General features: G+C 46.9%; 15 protein-coding genes. 3 read left to right on the top strand and 12 right to left on the bottom strand.

The annotated features are described in order from the left end of the window. Positions 1-15 precede the first annotated feature (15 nt). The 9 genes from bamA to rpsB all read right to left on the bottom strand — a co-directional run bounded on the left by bamA (position 16) and on the right by rpsB (position 9,444). Positions 16-2,364, bottom strand: coding sequence for an outer membrane protein assembly factor BamA (bamA, locus tag ICN22_RS04890; protein ID WP_439650978.1), 2,349 nt, complete (start codon positions 2,362-2,364; stop codon positions 16-18). Then, positions 2,361-3,494, bottom strand: a complete 1,134-nt coding sequence (locus ICN22_RS04885) for a M50 family metallopeptidase (protein ID WP_216169144.1) — start codon at positions 3,492-3,494, stop codon at positions 2,361-2,363. Before ICN22_RS04885 ends, bamA begins: the two co-directional genes overlap by 4 nt. A gap of 12 nt (positions 3,495-3,506) precedes the next feature. Continuing rightward, entirely contained in the window at positions 3,507-4,694 is a 1,188-nt protein-coding gene (gene ispC / locus ICN22_RS04880; RefSeq protein ID WP_216169353.1) for a 1-deoxy-D-xylulose-5-phosphate reductoisomerase, read from the bottom strand. A gap of 2 nt (positions 4,695-4,696) precedes the next feature. After that, the gene (locus ICN22_RS04875) at positions 4,697-5,524 is read right to left on the bottom strand and encodes a phosphatidate cytidylyltransferase (protein ID WP_216169143.1); all 828 of its coding nucleotides are present in this window, start codon (positions 5,522-5,524) and stop codon (positions 4,697-4,699) included. An 18-nt stretch (positions 5,525-5,542) separates the two neighbouring features. Further along, positions 5,543-6,316, bottom strand: a complete 774-nt coding sequence (gene uppS, locus ICN22_RS04870) for an undecaprenyl pyrophosphate synthase (protein ID WP_216169142.1) — start codon at positions 6,314-6,316, stop codon at positions 5,543-5,545. 29 nt (positions 6,317-6,345) lie between these two features. Further along, the gene (gene frr / locus ICN22_RS04865) at positions 6,346-6,906 is read right to left on the bottom strand and encodes a ribosome recycling factor (protein WP_216169141.1); all 561 of its coding nucleotides are present in this window, start codon (positions 6,904-6,906) and stop codon (positions 6,346-6,348) included. An 11-nt stretch (positions 6,907-6,917) separates the two neighbouring features. Then, complete coding sequence (pyrH, locus tag ICN22_RS04860; RefSeq protein WP_216169140.1) at positions 6,918-7,628, bottom strand: UMP kinase; 711 nt, start codon at positions 7,626-7,628, stop codon at positions 6,918-6,920. A 188-nt stretch (positions 7,629-7,816) separates the two neighbouring features. Next, complete coding sequence (gene tsf / locus ICN22_RS04855) at positions 7,817-8,695, bottom strand: translation elongation factor Ts (protein ID WP_216169139.1); 879 nt, start codon at positions 8,693-8,695, stop codon at positions 7,817-7,819. Next, a complete protein-coding gene (gene rpsB, locus ICN22_RS04850; RefSeq protein ID WP_216169138.1) occupies positions 8,695-9,444 on the bottom strand; it encodes a 30S ribosomal protein S2 in 750 nt (249 codons plus the stop codon). The genes tsf and rpsB overlap by 1 nt, the downstream gene beginning before the upstream one ends. 256 nt (positions 9,445-9,700) lie before the next feature. Between rpsB and map the strand changes: the two genes are divergently transcribed. Together map and ICN22_RS04840 are read left to right on the top strand one after the other, a co-directional pair. Then, positions 9,701-10,537, top strand: coding sequence for a type I methionyl aminopeptidase (gene map, locus ICN22_RS04845; RefSeq protein ID WP_216169137.1), 837 nt, complete (start codon positions 9,701-9,703; stop codon positions 10,535-10,537). A gap of 22 nt (positions 10,538-10,559) precedes the next feature. Then, positions 10,560-13,163 (top strand): [protein-PII] uridylyltransferase, encoded by a 2,604-nt coding sequence (locus tag ICN22_RS04840; protein WP_216169136.1) that lies wholly within the window; start codon positions 10,560-10,562, stop codon positions 13,161-13,163. Here ICN22_RS04840 and ligA read toward each other — a convergent pair. The 3 genes from ligA to smc are packed head-to-tail and all read right to left on the bottom strand — an operon-like array spanning position 13,160 to position 19,764. Beyond that, complete coding sequence (gene ligA / locus ICN22_RS04835; protein ID WP_216169135.1) at positions 13,160-15,175, bottom strand: NAD-dependent DNA ligase LigA; 2,016 nt, start codon at positions 15,173-15,175, stop codon at positions 13,160-13,162. The two genes, ICN22_RS04840 and ligA, sit on opposite strands and share 4 nt — an antisense overlap. Before the next feature lie 8 nt (positions 15,176-15,183). Then, entirely contained in the window at positions 15,184-16,224 is a 1,041-nt protein-coding gene (locus tag ICN22_RS04830; protein ID WP_216169134.1) for a cell division protein ZipA C-terminal FtsZ-binding domain-containing protein, read from the bottom strand. Between the two features lie 18 nt (positions 16,225-16,242). After that, positions 16,243-19,764 (bottom strand): chromosome segregation protein SMC, encoded by a 3,522-nt coding sequence (gene smc / locus ICN22_RS04825; protein WP_216169133.1) that lies wholly within the window; start codon positions 19,762-19,764, stop codon positions 16,243-16,245. Between the two features lie 175 nt (positions 19,765-19,939). On the opposite strand from smc, the gene dapD reads away from it, so the two are divergent. Beyond that, positions 19,940-20,767 (top strand): 2,3,4,5-tetrahydropyridine-2,6-dicarboxylate N-succinyltransferase, encoded by an 828-nt coding sequence (dapD, locus tag ICN22_RS04820; protein ID WP_215354181.1) that lies wholly within the window; start codon positions 19,940-19,942, stop codon positions 20,765-20,767. Positions 20,768-20,774: the final 7 nt, after the last annotated feature.

The following is a 20,774-nucleotide window of genomic DNA, read 5'->3' as shown; positions in this document are numbered from 1 at the left end:
ACTTTCCTTAAACAATTAAAACGCTGTACCCACTTGGAACTGCAAACGTTGGATGTTATCAGTCGGTAATGATTTGATCGGAATACCGTAACTAAACTTAAGCGGACCCAATGGTGATATCCATGATAAACCCAAGCCATAAGAATATCGCAAGACCAGATTGATATTCTCCGCATAGACATTACCGCCGTCTACGAAACCAAATACCCGCAAGGTTTTGTCCACCCCGGACCCAGGAACGGGTACGGTGTACTCTACGTTACTGACGATCTTGGACTGGCCACCAGTAGGCTGATTCAAGCCTGTAATTGGATTATAGAAAGTGGGGCCTAGTGAACCTGGAGCGTAGCCACGAACCGAGCCAATACCACCAACATAATAGTTTTTGGTGATCGGGAATGGGTATTTGCCGTAAGCTTCGCCATAACCCACTTCGCCATTAAAGGATAAGATATTTCCTTTGGAGAAAGAGTGATACTTCTGATACTGGCCAAATATTCGGTAGAACATCATATTTCCCAGTGGGGTTCCAGCTTCAGCGCTCAACTGCTGCAATGAACCAGAAGATGGAATTAAAGCGCTATCGCGACCGTCACGTGACCAGCCCACAGTAACCGGTACGTTATAGGTAGTTAATGTGGCAGGGTACCCAGGTGAGGCTATGCCATAGCTCTGAGCATAATTTAAATATGGGATTGGAGTATTCACCGTAGTTTGAATCTGAAATGCTTCTACACCCGTTCCAAAGAAGACCCGGTCAACCTCTGTGTACGGAACTCCAAATTTAATATTGCTACCAACATTCTTAATTTGATAATCAGGATCGCCGATGTAATACAAAGGCTTGGATGATCGGTAGTACAGATCGGTATAACGGCTAATACCATCCTCGGTGAAATAAGGATCATAGTTTGACAGAGCCAAGCTCTGATTGATCTTACCCAAAGACATATTCAAACCTACTGCAGTACCTGTACCAAATGCATTCTCCTGATTAATACCAGCAGATAAGATCAGTTTCTCAGTTGAAGAAAAACCAGCACCAATAGTCACGGCACCAGTCGGCTTCTCGGTCACCTTCACATTAACGTCAACCTGATCAGCGGATCCAGGAACATCTTGTGTAGAAATATCGGTCTCGGTAAAATAACCCAAGCGGCCTAAACGTTTTTTAGATAAATCAATCTTTTCGGTGTCGAACCAAGAGCTCTCGAACTGGCGTATCTCACGACGAATCACCATGTCTCTTGTCTTGGCATTACCGGTAACGTTCACTTGACGAACATAAACACGTCGACCTGGATCGACCACTAAGGTCAAATCTACCTCACTTAATTCGCGACGAATATCCGGCTGTGGGTTGATGGTTGCAAACGCATAGCCATACGAACCCAGAATTTCAGCAATTGCCTTGGTGCTCTCAGTCAACTTAGCCGATGAGAAGGTATCGCCTGCCTTAAGACTTACTAACTGAATTAGCTCAGCCTCTTTGCCTAATAAATCCCCAGCTAAACGCACATTCTTGACTGTGAACTTATTACCCTCACGAATACTCACCGTAAGAAAGATACCTTTTTTATCCGGAGTGATAGAAACCTGAGTGGATTCGATGACAAACTCGAGGTAACCACGATTGAGGTAATAAGAGCGAATGTTCTCTAGGTCGGCAGTGAGCTTTTGCTTAGAGTACAAATTATCTTTGCTATACCAAGAAAGCCATCCACCTGTCTTTAATTGCATCTCACTTTTGAGAGTGCTTTCGCTAAAGACGCTATTACCAATAAAGTTAATCTCCTGAATCTTAGCTACAGGACCTTCATCAATATTGAAATACACTGCAACCTGATTTCTCTCTAGCGGAGTAACGGTTGCAACCACCTCGGCGGCATACATACCCTTACCAACGTAAGCGCGTTTTAACTCTTGTTCAGCTTTGTCAATTAAGGCTTTATCGTAGAAGCGGGCCTCAGCAACGCCAACTGCCTTCAGCGACTTACGAATATTTTCCTGGTCAAACTCTTTCATCCCAGTAAATTCAATACGAGAGATCGTGGGACGCTCCTCAATGATCATAATCAAAACATTGCCTTGGGCCTGAATCTGTACATCTCGGAAAAAACCAGTGCTATACAAAGCCTTAATAGCTTCGGCACTCTTCTCATCTGTAAAGGTGTCGCCCACTTGAACAGGCAAATAGCTAAATACAGTTCCTGGCTCTACTCGTTGCAAGCCCTCGATTCGAATATCTTTAATCACAAATGAGTCAGCTGCTTGTGCGTTTACACAAACACTAGCAGCAAGGATCAGGGCTAACTGAGCAAGAAGTCGAGTCACAGAGCGAATAGAGGGGATCAGAAAATTCAAGATGAAAGGTAGCGTTGCAAATCGTTAAACAAGGCTAGCAAGGAAAGAGATATCAGAAGCAAAAAACCCACTTTTTGGAGCTTTTCCTGCAGTGATAAAGACATTCGCTTACCAGCAACCAACTCCCATGCATCATACAGGAGCTGACCCCCATCGAGCATTGGTAAAGGCACTAAATTCAAGAGTCCAATGCTGATACTCATGAGGGCTAAAAAGGCTAAAAATGGTTGCCAGCAGACCTGAGCAGACTTACCCGCCATATCCGCAATACTCAAGGGTCCACCAAGCTGCTTTAAAGTCGTTTGACCCGTAAATAAACCCAACATTAGCCTTACAGAGACCTTGGTTATCAGACAAACCCGCTGATACGCAAAACTGATGGCATCTATCGGCCCTAACTTAAGCTCTATCCACTCCGAGGGTGGACTCACTTGGGGAAACAAGCCCAGCGCCTGAAATGGATCGGATTCGGGTGCAATCGGCGGTAAATCACCCTGCCTAAAGGATTTGACCTGACGGGTGCCAGCAGCATCCCGGATCTCTAGGGCAAAACCTTGCTCCCCGGTAATGGCATCTAAGAGAAGCCAGCGCAATGCATTCCAACTCGGAACTGGGTCAAATTCTTCAAGAATGGGGGCACCACTGTAGTCAGATGACAGGGATTGCCAACCCACAACTTGATCACCTGCCGCCACTCCCAGTTTTGCAGCGATCGATTGCTCGGGTGGAGCTTGAAGTCGAGCGGGGAGTTGGGGCACGCCTGAGACATAAATCACTGAAAACAAAATAACTGCCAGCAGGAAATTAGCGAAGGGGCCTGCCGCCACGATTGTGGAGCGTTGCCACAGAGGCTTTACATCGAAGGATTGAGAGCGCTCTTGCGCTGAAATGATTTGCTCGCGATCACGGCCGTCCAGTAATTTGACATAACCACCCAAAGGAATAGAAGCAAGAACCCACTCAGTGCCGTTACTAGCGTGATAAGTGAATAGCGGCTTACCAAATCCTAGGGCAAAGCGAAGTACTTTGACTCCACACAAACGAGCCGCTAGAAAATGGCCATACTCATGGAAGCTCACCAACACACCAAGCGTGACTAAGAATGCAGCAAGTGTGATTAAGGCCTGCATCAAAAGACCAATCTATTTCTGAATGTTGCGAATGAATTGATTGGCAGCTTGACGAGCCTGAGCATCAGCGCCAAGGATTGCTTCTAAAGAATCCGCAGGAGCCGATGGCAGCGCATTTAAACAGTGTTCCACTACCTTCGGAATGCTTAAGTAAGGCAATCCAGCCTCCAAGAAAGCTGCAACGGCAACTTCATTGGCAGCATTGAGAACGGCAGGTGAAGTTCCCCCTGCTTTTGCTGCTGCAAAGGCCAAGCTTAAGCAAGGAAATTGAGCAAAATTAGGCTCTGTAAAACTGAGGCTGCTCAACTGCGTCAGATTTAAAGGAGCAACACCAGCAGCAATCCGTTCAGGCCAAGCCAGTCCATAGGCAATCGGCGTGCGCATATCCGGTTGACCCATTTGCGCTAAAACTGAACCATCGCGATAACGCACCATCGAGTGCACTACGCTCTGCGGATGAATCAAAACTTTAATTTTTTCTAGTGGCAAACCAAATAACCAAAAAGCCTCAATGACTTCAAGACCTTTATTCATCATCGTCGCAGAGTCCACCGAAATCTTACGACCCATCACCCAATTCGGATGGGCGCAGGCTTGATCAGGAGTAATACTCGCCAAGTCTGCAATAGGTCTATCCCTAAACGGTCCACCAGAAGCGGTTAACCAGAGCTCTTCAACACCTAAATGGACGGATGGGTTTGTTGTAAAGCGATCAGGTAGGCATTGAAAAATCGCATTGTGCTCACTATCAATCGGCAGCAATTCGCCACCGCCCGCTTTCATTGCCTGCATAAATAAATTACCCGACATGACCAGCGCTTCTTTATTGGCGAGCAAAACCCTCTTGCCTGCGTTTGCAGCTGCTAAAGTTGGGACTAGGCCGGCGGCTCCCACAATCGCTGCCATCACCGTATCGCACCCAGATTCAGTTACTGCACTGACCAAAGCCTCTGGTCCATAGAGAACGTGAGTAGGAATCTTTTTTTCTTGCAACAGTTGGCTCAGTTGAGCAGCGCCATTCGCATCAGCCACCGCTGCAATAGCAGGCTTGAACTCGATACATTGCTCGGCTAAGCGCTCAATTTGTTTTGCGGCCGTCAGAGCGACTACCTTAAAGCGATCAGGATGGGCACGGATGACATCTAGGGTGTTAACACCAATCGATCCAGTAGATCCCAAGATGGCAAGCTGCTTAAGAATCATTAAATCCACCCTGCCAGTAATGCGGCAATCGGCATTGTTGGAATGAGTGCATCAACACGATCTAGAACACCACCATGGCCTGGCAGTAAATGACTGCTATCTTTGACGCCAGCCAAACGCTTTAACTGAGACTCAAATAAATCCCCAAAGATGCTGAACGCGGTTAATACTGTCACCATCAGGAACATTGGCACCCAACCAAATTGAATAGCCCAAGCACCAAATAAAGTATCGCCTAACGGTAAATACGTGACGCATAAAAATGCATAGAGATAGCAAAGCAGTAAACCACCCAGCGCGCCCTCAATTGATTTTCCTGGGCTGATGTTCAAAGCCAGTTTGTGTTTACCAAAAGCTTTACCAACAAAATAGGCGCCGATATCAGCAACCCAAACCAAGGCCATCGTTGTTAATAAAAATACTAAGCCTAATTCACGCAAGAAGACTAATGCAAACCAAGTTGCCGGCAGAATGATCAAGCCGACAATACTGTAGAAAGGTTTGAATTTTTGAAGTGAGAGGTCCATTCCTTGGGCTAAGATGAATGGCGCCAAAAAGAACCAAAATAAAACCGTCATCATGAGCAAAGAAAACTGCCATGTGATTGCTTGCATGCCCAGTAACAATGAAATGATCACTAGACAAAAAACAGCGTAGAGCCATGCTGCCTTTTTCGCTTCTGGAGCAATCATACGACTCCATTCCCAAGCGGCAACAACTAGGGCAATCAGGAAAAATATGCCCAAGTAAATTGGTGGCAAGAAAAATAAGATGGGTAATAGCACTGCCATCAGGATTGTGGCAGTAATGATTCGGGTTTTTAGCATGGGGAAATAAGGGGAGTTTTAGACTGCGTCAATCAATGACTCAGATGCTAATTGAGCGCTAGTCCGCCCAAAGCGACGCTCGCGCTGACTAAACCAATCAAAAGCTTTATGTAACTGAACTTCATCAAAATCAGGCCAGAGGGTATCCGTGAAATACAACTCGGTATAGGCCAGTTGCCATAGCAGGAAGTTACTGACACGCTGCTCGCCACCAGTTCGAATAAACAAATCTGGTTCTGGCGCATAAGCCATAGAAAGATAGGGTTGTAATAATTCTTCAGACACTTGGTCTGGTTTCAGGCTTGGGTTGGCAGCCAAAGCTTGGCGCATCGCCTGCAAGATATCCCAACGTCCACCATAGTTAGCAGCAATGGTGAGCGTAAGCCCTTTGCAAGCCGCTGTTTTTTCTTCGGAGAACTGGACCATCTCCTGAATCCCAGAATCAAAGCGGCTTAAATCCCCAATGAGGCGAAGACGGATATCGTTTTCAGCTAAACGAGAGACCTCACCCTTCAAGGATTTCAGGAATAGCTTCATTAAAAAGCTGACTTCTTCGGGAGGGCGGCGCCAATTTTCAGAGCTGAATGCAAACAAAGTGAGATATTCCACACCTAGCTGGCGACACTCTTGAACAATCTTACGAACAGTACCCAAACCCTCTGAGTGTCCTGCTACCCGTGGCATGAAACGCTTACCAGCCCAGCGCCCGTTGCCGTCCATGATGATGGCGACATGACGAGGAATAGCGCTAACCTCTGGGATAACTAAAGTTGAGCTAGTGTGCTGAGTCATAAGTCGAATAATAAGAATGGATCTGACGATTAAACCGTCATGATCTCTTTTTCTTTTTCAGAAACGATCTTGTCGATATCAATCACCGCACGGTCAGTCATCTTCTGAATATCATCGGTTGCACGACGCTCATCGTCCTCAGAAATTTCTTTATCTTTGGTGAGGCGCTTTAAATGCTCATTGGCATCACGACGTAAATTTCGTACAGCAATTTTCGTATCTTCACCTTCGTTTTTGACAACCTTAGTCAAATCACGGCGACGCTCTTCAGTTAATGCAGGCATGGGCACACGAATTACGGTGCCTTGCGAAGCTGGGTTGAGACCCAAGTCTGAGTCACGAATGGCTTTCTCAATTGCACCAACCATCGTTTTTTCAAATGGCTGTACGTTGATTGTTCTGGCATCAGCCAAGCCTAAGCTAGCCACTTGGCTTAGTGGCGTTGGATTACCGTAGTAATCCACTTGGATGTGCTCCAAGATTCCAGGATTTGCACGACCAGAGCGAATCTTCGCCAAATTGGTTTTCAGAGCCTCAAGAGACTTCTGCATCTTTTGATCGGTAGTGGTTTTAATTTCTGCTGCGGACATCAAGCCTCCTATTAAACGTGTACTAAGGTACCTTCAGACTCACCTTGAACCACACGCATCAATGCGCCTGGCTTGAGAATTGAAAACACTTTAATGGGTAATTTGCGATCACGGCACAATGCAAAAGCAGTTGCGTCCATGACCTGTAAGTTTTTAATGATCGCCTCATCAAAAGTCATTGTTTTATACAAAGTAGCCGTTGGGTCTTTCATCGGATCAGCGCTGTAAATACCGTCTACCTTAGTCGCCTTGAGCATGATTTCAACACCCATCTCTGCACCACGCAAAGCGGCTGCAGTATCGGTAGTAAAGAATGGATTTCCCGTACCCGCAGCAAAGATCACGACCTTACCTTCACTCAGAGCACGAATCGCACGAGGACGAATGTAGGGCTCCACCACTTGATCCATTCTCAAAGCAGACTGCACGCGAGCTTCAACCCCTTTTTGGCGCAAAGCATCTTGTAGTGCAAGTGAATTCATCATGGTGGCGAGCATTCCCATGTAGTCTGCCGTTGCGCGATCCATGCCGGCCGCGCCACCTGCTACACCTCGGAAAATATTTCCGCCACCAATTACGATAGCCAATTGAACGCCGCTATTGACTACTTCCGCTATTTCTTTCACTATGGAATCAATCGTAATTGGATTAATTCCAAAAGCATCATCCCCCATGAGGGCTTCACCAGAGAGTTTTAAGAGAACACGTTTGTAGACTGGCATCGTTTAATTTTCCGTAATTTGCTGAGCAATTTATCTGCTTAGCTTATTGATCTTTAAGTACTTTTAATATCTTGCCTAAATTATAAAGGGCTTGGCACCGATCAAAGAAAAGGGCATAGAAACCGAGGTTTCTATGCCCTTTTGGGTATTACAGTCGTACTGGAAGATCCCAAGAAGCTTGGAGCTAACTAAGCGCCTTTAGCAGCGGCAACCTGAGCAGCCACTTCAGCCGCAAAGTCGTCTTGACGCTTCTCAATGCCCTCACCCACAATAAACATAGTGAAACTCTTGATTGTGGTGTTAGCGGCTTTGAGCATTTGCTCAACCGATTGCTTGTCGTTTTTAACGAACGTTTGGTTCAACAAAGAAACCTCTTTGAGGTACTTCTGAATAGAACCTTCAACCATCTTCTCAACGATTTCTGGTGGTTTACCAGATTCAGCAGCCTTTTGAACAGCAACACTACGCTCAACAGCAATAGCTTCAGCAGGAACATCAGCCATCGACAAAGCCACTGGCTTCATTGCAGCAATATGCATTGCTACGTCTTTAGCAGCAGTCTCATCACCTTCGAACTCCACCATCACGCCGATACGAGTGCCGTGGAGGTAAGAGACTAACTTGTTGCTACCAGCGAAATGCTTGAAGCGACGTGGCATGATGTTCTCACCGATCTTACCGATCAAGGCGCTACGAACTTCATCCACAGTTTGGCCATGCATTGGCAATGCAAGTAAGGCAGCAACGTCAGCTGGATTCTTTTCAGCAACTAAGTTGACGCATTCAGCAGTAAAAGCCAAGAAGTCATCGTTCTTAGAAACAAAGTCAGTTTCGCAGTTCACTTCCAACAAAGCACCAGTAGTGCCATTGATAAATGAAACCACAATACCTTCAGCAGTAACACGGGATGCGGCTTTGCCAGCTTTGCTACCGAGCTTTACACGCAGAATTTCTTCTGCACGAGCCATATCGCCATCAGCCTCAGTCAATGCCTTTTTGCACTCCATCATCGGAGCATCAGTCTTGGCGCGTAACTCGCCAACCATTGCAGCGGTAATAGCGGCCATTATTCAGCTTTCCCATCTTCAACAAACTCTTCTTCGCCTTCTTTAACGGCAGTCAAGATTTCTTGAACGGAGTTTGATTTACCTTCGAGGATTGCGTCAGCAATGCCACGAGCGTAGAGCAGAACAGCCTTGCTGGAGTCATCGTTACCAGGGATGATGTAATCAACACCTTCTGGTGAGTGGTTGGTATCCACTACAGCGATAACTGGAATACCAAGCTTGTTAGCTTCAGTAATAGCAATCTTGTGATAGCCAACGTCCACTACGAAAATCGCATCAGGAACGCCGTTCAAATCTTGAATACCGCCAAGCGCTTTTTGCAACTTGTCGAGATCGCGATCATTAGTCAAGGCCTCTTTCTTGGAAAGCTTTTCCCAGTCGCCCGCTTCTTTAGCAACTGCCATGTCCTTCAAACGCTTGAGGGAACCTTTAACAGTTTTGAAGTTCGTGAGCGTACCGCCCAACCAACGGCTGTCGATGTAAGGCATACCAGCACGAGCAGCTTCTTCAGCAATGATCTCGCGCGATTGACGCTTAGTACCTACGAATAAGATAGTTCCACGGTTAGCAGCAACTTGTTTTGCAAATTTCAGGGCGTCCTGAAACATTGGCAATGTTTTTTCTAAGTTGATGATGTGAATTTTGTTGCGATGGCCGAAAATATAAGGGGCCATTCTTGGGGACCAGAAACGGGTTTGGTGACCAAAATGGCAACCGGCTTCCAGCATTTGACGCATAGTTACTGACATAACTTCTCCTAAGGGTTGGTTTCTGAGATTGAGTCCTAGCTGCGCTAAAAAACGCCACCCTGGAAGACTCAACCCGCTATTTCAGATCAAAATTGACTTGAGAACAAAATTATAGCTTAAATATCAATGGTCTAGACGCCCCACCCCGAGCGCCTCAGTAGAAAACCTACTCATAAATGCCGTTAAATGGTGAATCTGCCTAATATTTAGGCATCTTCCCACTAGCAAAAAGCCCCAAGTCGTTGATAATCAAGGCATGAATAGTGTATTCACCGCCGAAAAAGACATCCAAGGGATGCGCGAAGCTGGCCGCTTAGCCAGTGAAGTTCTTGACCACGTTGCCCCCCACGTCAAACCTGGTGTGAGCACAGCTGAATTGGACCGCATTTGTCATGAGTACATGCGCGATGTCCAAAAGACTATTCCAGCCCCACTGAACTACCAGCCACCAGGCTATCCACCCTTTCCGGCGTCGATCTGCACTTCAGTCAATGATGTTATCTGCCATGGTATTCCTGGCGAGAAGATTTTAAAAAGCGGTGATGTTGTCAACCTCGACATCACTGTGATTACGCCTGATGGCTACTACGGCGATACCAGCCGTATGTTCATGGTTGGTGAAGTGTCAGTATTAGCTAAACGCCTCACCCAAATTACTTTTGAATGTATGTGGCTTGGAATTGCGCAAGTCAAACCTGGTGCATCACTGGGCGATATTGGCCACGTCATTCAGACTCACGCTGAAAAAGCCGGTTATTCAGTGGTTCGTGAATACTGCGGTCATGGTATTGGCAAAGTGTTTCATCAAGACCCACAGATTCTTCACTACGGCCGTCCTGGCACTGGTGAAAAGTTAACTGAAGGTATGACCTTCACTATTGAGCCGATGATCAATGCCGGCAAGCGCGATATTCGGACAATGCCTGATCAATGGACGGTGAAGACCAAAGACCGCAGCCTCTCTGCACAATGGGAGCACACGCTTTTAGTGACATCAACTGGCGTTGAGGTATTAACTTGGTCAGAGGGTAGCAATCCAATTCCTGATTGCGTTAAAGGTCTGTCATTTAGACCAAATCTGGCTAACGCTTAATTATTAAATTAGCTCAAGCGCAATGGGTCACACTCTCGCGGCGATGAAACCTATTGCAGATATTGCCAGCTTAAGGGCTGCGCGAGAACTAGCCTATGAGGATTTTCGCGAGCATCAAATTGTTGGGCGATTAACCAAGCAACTCAGCAAGCTCAGCGATGAACTTCTCATTAGCCTATGGAATTCCTGTGATTTAAATGCGGAAGCTGCTTTGGTAGCGGTAGGTGGATTTGGAAGGGGCGCACTCTTTCCCTACTCCGATATTGATATCCTGATTTTGCTACCCGCAGATAAGCAATACTTTGAAGAGGTGCTTGCCAGCAGAATTGAAAAGTTTATAGCGCAATGCTGGGATACCGGATTAGAAATTGGCTCCTCAGTTCGAACTGTTGCCGAGTGCGCATCTGAGGCAGAGCAAGATATTACGGTTCGCACCTCCCTGCTTGAATCCAGACTCATCTGCGGCAAGAAAGCCCTCTTCAAAGAATTTGAATCTGTTTATGAGAAGACCTTAGATCCCAAGTCATTCTTCCAGGCCAAGCTAGCAGAACAAATTCAGCGTCATTATAAATATCAAGACACACCTTACTCATTAGAGCCTAACTGTAAAGAGAGTCCCGGCGGCTTGCGTGACTTACAGGTGATTTCCTGGGTCAGCAAAGCAGCGCGCTTAGGTAATACATTTAAGGATCTCAGTTTTACCGGCCTCATTACACAACGCGAGTTAACCGAGCTCAATCGCAACCAGCGTTTTTTAGAAACTCTGCGTGCAAACTTACATCTACTAGCTAAGCGTAGGCAAGATGTTTTAGTATTTGACTTACAGACACCATTAGCAGCAGCGATGGGCATCACAGAAGAATCCTCAAGGCTGGCCAGTGAGGCCATCATGCGCCGCTACTATTGGGCAGCCAAAGCAGTCAGTCAATTAAATGATGTGCTACTTCAAAACATTGAAGCACTCCTTTTTCCCCAAGAATCTAAAACAACCCATGCTATTGCGGGGGAAGGCAATGAATGCTTTATTGAGCGTCAAGGCGTCCTAGACATTACTGACCCGCAGTTATTCCAGAAGCATCCAGAACAGATCCTGCGGACCTTCTTAGTATTTGCGCAAACAGCGAACGTCAAGAGCCTATCGGCAACAATCTTTAGAGCCCTCTATAACGCTCGTCAAAAAATGGACAGTCAATGGCGTAAAGATCCGGTCAACCGCGCGCTCTTTATGGAAATCCTCAAAGAGCCCGAGGGAGTCAGTCGCGCTTTTCAACTCATGAACCGTACCAGCGTCCTCGGTCGCTATCTGCCCGCCTTCAGAAGAATCGTTGGTCAGATGCAGCATGACTTGTTTCATGTCTACACAGTCGATCAACATATCTTGATGGTGCTGCGTAATGTACGCCGCTTTATGGTGGTTGAGCATACGCATGAATTTCCTTTTTGCAGCAGCCTGATTGCCCATTTTGAAAAGCCGTGGCTATTAGTCATAGCCGCACTCTTTCATGACATTGCCAAGGGGCGTGGTGGTGATCACTCTGAACTGGGTAAGGCAGACATGCGCAAGTTTGCCAAAGATCATGGCTTAGATAAAGCAGATACCGAGCTCTTAATTTGGCTAGTTGCAGAACACTTGAACATGAGTCAAGTTGCTCAGAAACAAGATATTACCGACCCCGATGTGGTGCAAGCATTTGCAAAAAAGGTAGGTGATGAGCGTCACCTTACTGCCCTGTATTTATTAACTGTTGCTGATGTCCGTGGCACGAGCCCTAAAGTATGGAATGCCTGGAAAGGCAAGCTATTAGAAGACCTCTATCGCGTAACATTGCGCGTATTAGGTGGAGCAAAGCCAGATGCCTCCTCCGAACTCGCACAACATCAAGAAGAATCCCGCGCCATGTTGCGCCTCAATGCAATTGAGGACTCTGCTTATGACAATCTCTGGAAGCAATTAGATGTTGCCTTCTTTTTGCGCCAAGATGCCGCTGATATTGCTTGGTTGACTCGCCATCTATTTGACAGAGTGGATAGCGAAACGCCGGTCGTACGGGCTCGACTCTCTCCAGTTGGTGAAGGCCTGCAGATTGCTGTCTATGTCAAAGACCAAGAAGATCTATTTGCCAGAATTTGCGCCTACTTTGAACGCCATGGCTTCTCAATTTGGGATGCCCGCATTCATACAACAAAGCATGGCTATGCACTTGATACATTCCAAATCTCAGGCAGCAATTTGGTAGATGAGGGTGGCAGTTACCGCGATCTTATTCAACTGGTGGAATATGAGCTCACAGCAGCACTGCAAATCAATGATCCACTACCATCACCCAGCATGGGTAGGCTCTCGAGACAGTCTCGCACCTTCCCTATTCAGCCACGCGTGCACATGACTCCAGATGAGCGTGGTCATTACTACGCTCTATCCCTCTCAACGAGTGACCGCACCGGCTTACTGTATGCAATCTCCAGAATATTAGCCAAGCATCAAGTTTCCTTACATACTGCACGCATTAATACATTGGGTGAGCGAGTCGAAGACGTATTCTTATTAGATGCGGCTAACTTGAGCAAGAATCCTAAGCTGCAGATCTTGTTGGAGACGGATTTGTTAGAGGCCTTAGGAGCTTAAGCCAAGAGTAGAAGCATGCTTGCCTCATCAATTACCGGAACGCCTAACTCCTCTGCTTTAGTGAGCTTACTACCGGCGTCTGATCCTGCCACTACGTAGTCGGTTTTCTTAGAGACTGAGCCTGCTACTTTGGCACCTGCTTTTTCGAGAAGATCTTTTGCCTCATCTCTGGTCATGGTTGGGAATGTGCCTGTCAGTACAAAAGTTTTACCTGCTACCGCTGCACTAATAACTTTTTCTTCCACAGAGAGCTGCATTCCTGAGGCTAAGAGTTGCTCAATCACTTCACGGTTGTGGGCTTCTTCCATAAAGCTAGTGATGGAGTCTGCTACTACTGGGCCAACGTCTTTTACTGTCAACAAGTCTTCGAGCTTGGCATCCATGAGGGCATGCATAGATTGGTAGTGATTGGCCAAGTCTTTGGCAGTGGTCTCACCTACGTGGCGTATACCGAGCGCAAAGATAAATCTGGCTAAGGTGGTATTTCTGGACTGGTTAATAGATTGAATGAGATTGTCAGCTGACTTCTCACCCATGCGCTCCAAGTTCGCAATAGCTGTGAAGCCAAGGCGATAGAGATCAGCCGGCGTTCTAACTAGATTGTGATCAACTAACTGATCCACAATCTTCTCGCCCAATCCTTCAATATCTAATGCACGTCTATGCGCAAAATGAATTAATGCCTGCTTACGCTGTGCGCCACAGAATAAGCCACCACTGCAACGGGCAATTGCTTCGTCAGCCAATCGTTCTATATGTGAATCGCACACTGGGCAATTTGTTGGCATGACAAATTCTGATGTGTTGGCTGGTCTACGCTCCTTAATAACCGACACCACCTCAGGAATGACATCCCCCGCTCTTCTGACGGAGACGGTATCGCCAATGCGCACATCCTTGCGCTTGACTTCGTCTTCATTGTGCAGAGTAGCGTTGGTGACGGTGACGCCACCCACTTCAACTGGAGCAAGTCTTGCAACAGGAGTGATTGCACCAGTACGCCCAACTTGCACATCAATTCCGAGTACGGTAGTTAAAGCTTCTTGAGCTGGGAATTTATGGGCCAAGGCAAAGCGTGGAGCTCTGGATACAAAACCCAGCTTAGCCTGCTCGGCAAAGGAGTTAACCTTGTAGACCACACCATCAATGTCATAAGGTAAAGCATCGCGCTTTGCTCCAACTTGATTGTAGAAGGCCAAAATATCTTCAACAGATTTGAGAACACGGCGCTCAGCGCAAACTGGTAAACCCAGTTTGATATAGGCGTCAAGAAGTTGTTCGTGAGTGACTGGTAGCCAGGATTGTGGCTCCAATGCACCTAAGCCATAAGCAAAGAATGATAGCGGTCGCTTTGCAGTGATCTTTGAATCTAACTGACGCAAGCTACCAGCTGCAGCATTACGGGGATTGGCAAACTCTTTCTCACCCTGAGCAGCGGCTTGTGTATTCATTTTCTGGAAATCTTCCAGATACATAAAGACCTCACCGCGCACCTCTAATACTGCTGGGATATTGTCACCTATCAGCTTGAGTGGAATGGCCCGAATAGTTTTGATGTTAGCAGTGACATCTTCACCACTGGCGCCATCACCTCGGGTAGCAGCCCTTACCAAAGAGCCATGCTCGTAGCGCAAGGAGATTGCTAGGCCATCAAATTTAAGTTCACCTGCGTAATCCACTTGTTCAGCATGCAGACCTTCACGACAGCGACGATCAAAGGCAATTAACTCAGAGTCTTCAAACGCGTTGTTTAAAGAAAGCATCGGCACTGCGTGAGTTACCGAATCAAATTCCTTCAGTGCAGCACCGCCCACCCTTTGCGATAATGAGTCCTTTGTAATCCATTCAGGGTGCAAAGCCTCTATCTCAAGTAACTCACGATATAGGCGGTCGTACTCACCATCAGGGACTATTGGGTTATCTAGAGTATAGTAGGCATGCTCAAAGCGTGCTAGATCGATTTGTAATAGTGCATAGCGATCCGCTAATTTTGTCGGATTAGAGGACGACAAGTGATTCCTCAGCTAAAAAGTCTGCTGGCTGCAGAAGATCCAGCGGGAACACCGTTTCTCTCGAGGTTTTCATATAAACCATCAAGGTGTTTACGAATGCTTTGAATAGAAATTTCAGATAAATTGATGCCGTTGTCATCGACTAAACGACCATGAGCAACTTGTGCAATTTCAAGGCCCTCTGCCAACATGCGCTCGAATGCTCTCTCCTCAGAAGAAACTATGGGCAGTTCTAGAAGTAAGGTAAGTTGCTGCACAGGCTTGCCAGGATTAAGATCGCTGCTGCTAAAAATAGGCGCTCGATTACTGAAGTATTCATAAGTGCGGCCACTGCGCGACATGATAAATCCACGTTGGCGCATCAAGGAATCAAGACTGTTCCAAGGATACGCTTCATCAAATAGTACATTAATGCTCAATTGAATATCGCTTTCGGCAGCCATGAAATCCAAATCTTTAGCCTTATCCAACATCGTAGTTACGCTTGGCATATCAATCTGAGAACCAAGTGTTAAGGCAAGCGCCTGAGCTCTAGAACAAAAGTCGGATAACTCCAACACGCCTATGGGACCACGACGACTTGCTAATTGAATAGCAAGCTGAAGCTCTGAATAAGAAGAGTCAGGCATAAGCAAACCCCATGCCTCAGAAGGGTCATGATCCACATTAAAACCCTCGCACATCCAACGGGCAGATGATGGAGCAGATAAATCTTCCCAGGAATGCATTTCCTTTAGGATCTCTGATCCCATAATTGGCTGGGAAAAACGCAAAGCAATAACGCAATCTATTCTTGGATCAATCGTAAAGACTGGCAAGGCGCCTTGTTTAAAAACTGGTTCAATCTCTTCGCCAGGAGTGGGATCCGCAAAACCGGCTCCAAAAGTTGGTTCACGCGCACTTCGCTCAGTGGCGAAATACTCAACGCTCGCTTTTGCTTTACGCAGTGCGCGAGCATATTTAACATTCAGAATAGCCACTAAAATCAGAATCAGCAGGCCAATAACAGCCAAAGCGAACTGCAAGTCAGACAAACCCAATGCTGTCATGATTTGCTCTAGATCCACTTAAGCTGCCTCCACCATCGATACCGCAGAAGAGATATCGACCGCCACAATACGAGATACACCCTGCTCTTGCATGGTGACACCAATCAACTGATGAGCGATTTCCATAGTGATCTTGTTGTGTGAGATGAATACAAATTGAGTCTTACTAGACATTTTGGCAACCATCTGCGCATAACGCAAGGTATTCGCGTCATCCAATGGCGCATCAACCTCATCAAGCAAGCAGAACGGTGCTGGATTGAGTAGGAAGAGAGAAAAGACTAGGGCAATTGCGGTTAGCGCTTTTTCGCCGCCGGATAATAAATAGATGGAACTAAGCTTCTTGCCTGGAGGCTGAGCCATTACTTGCACACCAGAATCCAAAATCTCTTCACCAGTCATCACCAGCTCTGCATGACCACCACCGAACAACTCAGGGAATAACTTACCGAAATGTATATTGACCTGATCAAAAGTACCCTGCAAGAGATCGCGGGTCTCTGCATCAATCTTGGCAATTGCATCTGTCAAAGTCTGCATGGCTTCATTCAAGTCAGCCGATTGGGCATCTAAGAACTGTTTACGCTCACGTGAACTGGAGAGTTCATCTAAGGCAGCCATGTTGACTGGGCCCAAAGATTGAATCTCTGTATTGAGGCGATTTACTTCAGTTTGCAGCGCGCCTACCTTCAGATCTGGGCTAAAACTCACTTCAAGTGCAGATAGATCGGCTTCAGCCTCAGACAGCAAGGTTGCAAACTGTTCAAAGTTCAAACGGGCAGCCTGTTCGCGCAACTGTAAGTCGACCACTTTATCGCGCATGGGCTGAAGACTGCGCTCAATCTGCAAGCGCACTTCATCAGCTTCACGCAATTGATGCAACAGGGCGTCTTGTTCTGTGCGTGCGTTAGCCAATGCTGCCTCACGAGCACTGCGAGCCAGTAGCAATCCTTGTAATTTATCTTGAGCTTCTTCATCGCTGAGAGTTTCTAGCTCTTCCTCAGAAGTGGCCTGCTTATCCTGAATCTCCATGATCTGCACACGCGCAGTACTTTGGTCACGTTGCAAGTCTGAAATACGCTGCTGTAAAGAACGGGTTGAAAATGCTGCTTCTTGGGCAGACATTTCTGAAGAGCGTAAGGATTCGCGAAGGCGATCGCGCTCTTGGGTAGCTAGCTCTAGTTTTTCTTGAGCAATGACTAAGTTCTCTTGCAAGCCCTGTTTGGATTCTTCTGACTGAGCGAGCTCTTGTACAGATTGCTCTTGTGTTTGAATCAGTTGCTCTATTTGCTGACGCAACTCACTTAACTCACCCTGGATCTGTTCAGCGCGTTGGCTGTACTTTTCTTCAGCCTGAGTTAATTGCATTCTTTCAACTTCGAAGCTATGCACCTCTTGTACGGCTTGCTCTGCAGCAACACGGGCTTGCTCTGCAGCTTGATGGGCAGCTTGGTAATTAGCAGCGCATTGATCTAACTCACCTTGCAACTCACTCTGAATTAACTTCTGTGCGCGCAATTGCTTCTCGAGACCTTCCATTTCTTGAGCACGTGCCAACATGCCGGCCTGCTCAGAGTCTGCTGCGTACAGCTGCACACCCACACGACTCACTAAGTGGCCTTGTTGAGTAACAAAAGCACCGCCAGCAGGTAACTTCTCACGGCGATGCAATGCATCTTCTATGCTATTGGCAATATAGATGTTGTCTAACCACTCTTGCAATACAGCAGCTACGTGTGGTGCGCCTGCGCTTTGAACGCGAGTTAATAACGGTGAGAAATCTGCTGGCACAGTAGTGTGCGCAGGAGAAATATCTTCTGTAAGCAAAATTGCTAAACGACTTGGAGGAGCATCTTTGGCTAAAGCTAACGTTTCTTGAACACTCTTAGCGGTAACCGCAGCTAAGCGCTCGCGCAATACAGACTCCAAGGCAGATTCCCAACCACTCTCCACCTTGAGTTCTTGCCACAAACGCTTACTCTTTTTTAGGCCCTTGCTCTCAAGCCATGGACCAATTTTGCCTTGAGCTTGAACGCTGGCTTGCAAGGCAGTTAATGCAGTGAGTTTGGCTTCGGTTTGTGCCAACTCTTGGTTAGCCGATTGAATCTGTTGTTGTGCGGTATTACGAGCTTCATCAGCTGCAGGAACACGTTGTTGCGCCTCGCCTGCTTTTTGTCTCGCTTCATCTAACTTACGCTGTGCCATTGCATGACGATCAATGGCCATTTGCAATGCTTCGGCATCGGGCCTACGCATACCAGCAAGCTCAGCCTCAAGACGGGTATCGCGCCCCTTGAGCTCTTCTACTTGTGAGGTAATAGCTTTAACGCGCTCACCTAAACTAGCTAAGCGCTGATCAATCGAAGCTAAGTTCTCACGCGCATCATTGAGTTCGCGCGCATGAATTTGATAAGCCTCTTCACGGGCTGGCATCTGCTCTTGTAAGCCAGATAAGTCCGCGATTAATGTTTGCTCTTTTTCTGCAGCTAGGCTGAGCTCATGCTCAGCAGTGCGCTGCGCTTGTGCTGCATCGGTTTCTTGAACAGTCCAACGCTGCAGCTGAGCTAGTAAATCTTGAGATTGCTGCTGCAAACGCTGGCGTGCTTCTTGCACGTAACGAATTTGTGACTCTACTTGGCTGACATCAGCATTTGTTTGATACAAATCGCCTTGAGCTTGAGAAACTTTATCTTGTAGAGCGTACTGCTCAGTACGCATGGTCTCGAGTTCAGTCTCCACATGACGCATTTTGGCAGTCTGTTCTTCCAAACTCACTTGCGTGTCACGAATACCGTTAGCATGACGCTCTTGCTCCTTGCCAGCTTCAGTCTGACGTACAAACCAGAGTAACTGCTGTTGCGACTTCATTGCAGCAGATAATTCAGCATGGCGCTCAGCAACAGTAGCCTGCTTCTCTAAACGAGTGACCTGTTGATCGAGCTCACGCAGAATATCTTCTACGCGTACTAAGTTTTCTTTTGTATCTTCAAGGCGGGATGCAGTTTCTTTACGGCGCTCTTTGTATTTAGAAACACCAGCTGCTTCCTCTAAGAACACACGCAACTCTTCTGGCTTTGCTTCCAAGATGCGGTTAATAGTGCCCTGCCCAATGATCGCGTAGCCTCTTGGACCCATACCGGTACCCAAGAAAATATCTTGAATATCTTTACGGCGCACGACTTGATTGTTGACGTAATAACTAGAATTACCATCACGCGTCAAAACGCGTTTGATGCCCAATTCTGTAAAAGCACTCCACTGACCTTGAGCGCGTCCTTCTGAATTATCAAAAATGAGTTCGACGCTGGCACGACCCGAAGGTTTACGTAAACCAGAGCCATTAAAGATCACGTCTTGCATTGATTCACCACGCAATTCACTGGCGCGAGACTCACCCAAAACCCAGCGCACGGCGTCAATAATGTTTGACTTTCCGCAACCGTTAGGGCCCACAACACCGATCAATTGACCTGGCATTTCAAAATGGGTTGGATCGACGAAGGACTTAAAGCCGGAAAGTTTGATGGATTTCAGTTGCACGGCGTACTTTGTAGGGAAAAAAGGGGTTCAAATGAGGGGGTAAAAAATTATTACTAAAGTGGGAAGATGATAGCAAGCTTAAGGCTCCCCACAGGGTTTTTGCCTCACCGATATAATGATCAATCTATATCCAGGGGACAAAACCCCTTAACAATCTGATAGTTAACTGAAAAGCATGAGCAAATCACCACAAAGCATCATCGATCAAGCCTGGGAAAACCGTGCAAACCTGTCTCCTGAGGCCGTTTCCGGGGAAATCCGTAACGCCGTGAACGCCGTACTCGAGGGCCTCAATACAGGCAGTATTCGCGTGGCTGAGCGCCTTAGCGTTGGTAAATGGGAAGTAAACCAGTGGGTTAAAAAGGCAGTTTTGCTGTCTTTCCGCCTGGAAGACAACAAGCCTATGGGCGCTGGTGGCTATACCCAGTTTTACGACAAGGTACCGAGCAAGTTTGAGAACTACACTGCCGAAGACTTCGCCAATGGCGGTTTCCGCGTGGTTCCCCCAGCAATGGCTCGTCGTGGCTCATTTATCGGTAAGAATGCCGTTTTGATGCCTTCCTATGTCAATATCGGCGCTTATGTCGGCGAAGGCACCATGGTCGATACCTGGGCAACCGTAGGCTCATGTGCCCAAATCGGTAAAAACGTACATCTCTCTGGCGGTGTTGGTATTGGTGGCGTTTTGGAGCCAATTCAAGCTGGTCCAGTGATTATTGAAGATAACTGCTTTATTGGCGCCCGCTCTGAGGTTGTTGAAGGTGTAGTTATTGAAGAAAATGCTGTTCTCTCTATGGGTGTCTATATTGGTCAAAGTACCAAGATCTACGATCGTGAAACCGGTGAAATCCATTACGGCCGTGTTCCAGCAGGTTCTGTTGTTGTTCCAGGCTCCCTTCCTTCTGCTTGTGGCAAGTACAGCCTGTACGCCGCCATCATCGTGAAGAAGGTGGATGCTCAAACTAGAGCTAAGACTGCGATTAACGAACTCTTACGTGATTAAGTTTTAA

This window comes from Polynucleobacter bastaniensis (genome assembly GCF_018882205.1).
Classification (GTDB): Bacteria; Pseudomonadota; Gammaproteobacteria; order Burkholderiales; family Burkholderiaceae; genus Polynucleobacter; species Polynucleobacter bastaniensis.
Note: the sequence above shows the minus strand (reverse complement) of the source record. Positions and strands in the feature narration are given on the sequence as shown.

What these genes read in the sequence shown, in the direction of transcription:
- ICN22_RS04885 (WP_216169144.1), bottom strand. Translation starts at nt 3,494, where the DNA reads ATGCAGGCCTTAATCACACTTGCTGCATTCTTAGTCACGCTTGGTGTG.
- ICN22_RS04875 (WP_216169143.1), bottom strand. Translation starts at nt 5,524, where the DNA reads ATGCTAAAAACCCGAATCATTACTGCCACAATCCTGATGGCAGTGCTA.
- uppS (WP_216169142.1), bottom strand. Translation starts at nt 6,316, where the DNA reads ATGACTCAGCACACTAGCTCAACTTTAGTTATCCCAGAGGTTAGCGCT.
- frr (WP_216169141.1), bottom strand. Translation starts at nt 6,906, where the DNA reads ATGTCCGCAGCAGAAATTAAAACCACTACCGATCAAAAGATGCAGAAG.
- pyrH (WP_216169140.1), bottom strand. Translation starts at nt 7,628, where the DNA reads ATGCCAGTCTACAAACGTGTTCTCTTAAAACTCTCTGGTGAAGCCCTC.
- tsf (WP_216169139.1), bottom strand. Translation starts at nt 8,695, where the DNA reads ATGGCCGCTATTACCGCTGCAATGGTTGGCGAGTTACGCGCCAAGACT.
- rpsB (WP_216169138.1), bottom strand. Translation starts at nt 9,444, where the DNA reads ATGTCAGTAACTATGCGTCAAATGCTGGAAGCCGGTTGCCATTTTGGT.
- map (WP_216169137.1), top strand. Translation starts at nt 9,701, where the DNA reads ATGAATAGTGTATTCACCGCCGAAAAAGACATCCAAGGGATGCGCGAA.
- ICN22_RS04840 (WP_216169136.1), top strand. Translation starts at nt 10,560, where the DNA reads ATGGGTCACACTCTCGCGGCGATGAAACCTATTGCAGATATTGCCAGC.
- ICN22_RS04830 (WP_216169134.1), bottom strand. Translation starts at nt 16,224, where the DNA reads ATGACAGCATTGGGTTTGTCTGACTTGCAGTTCGCTTTGGCTGTTATT.
- dapD (WP_215354181.1), top strand. Translation starts at nt 19,940, where the DNA reads ATGAGCAAATCACCACAAAGCATCATCGATCAAGCCTGGGAAAACCGT.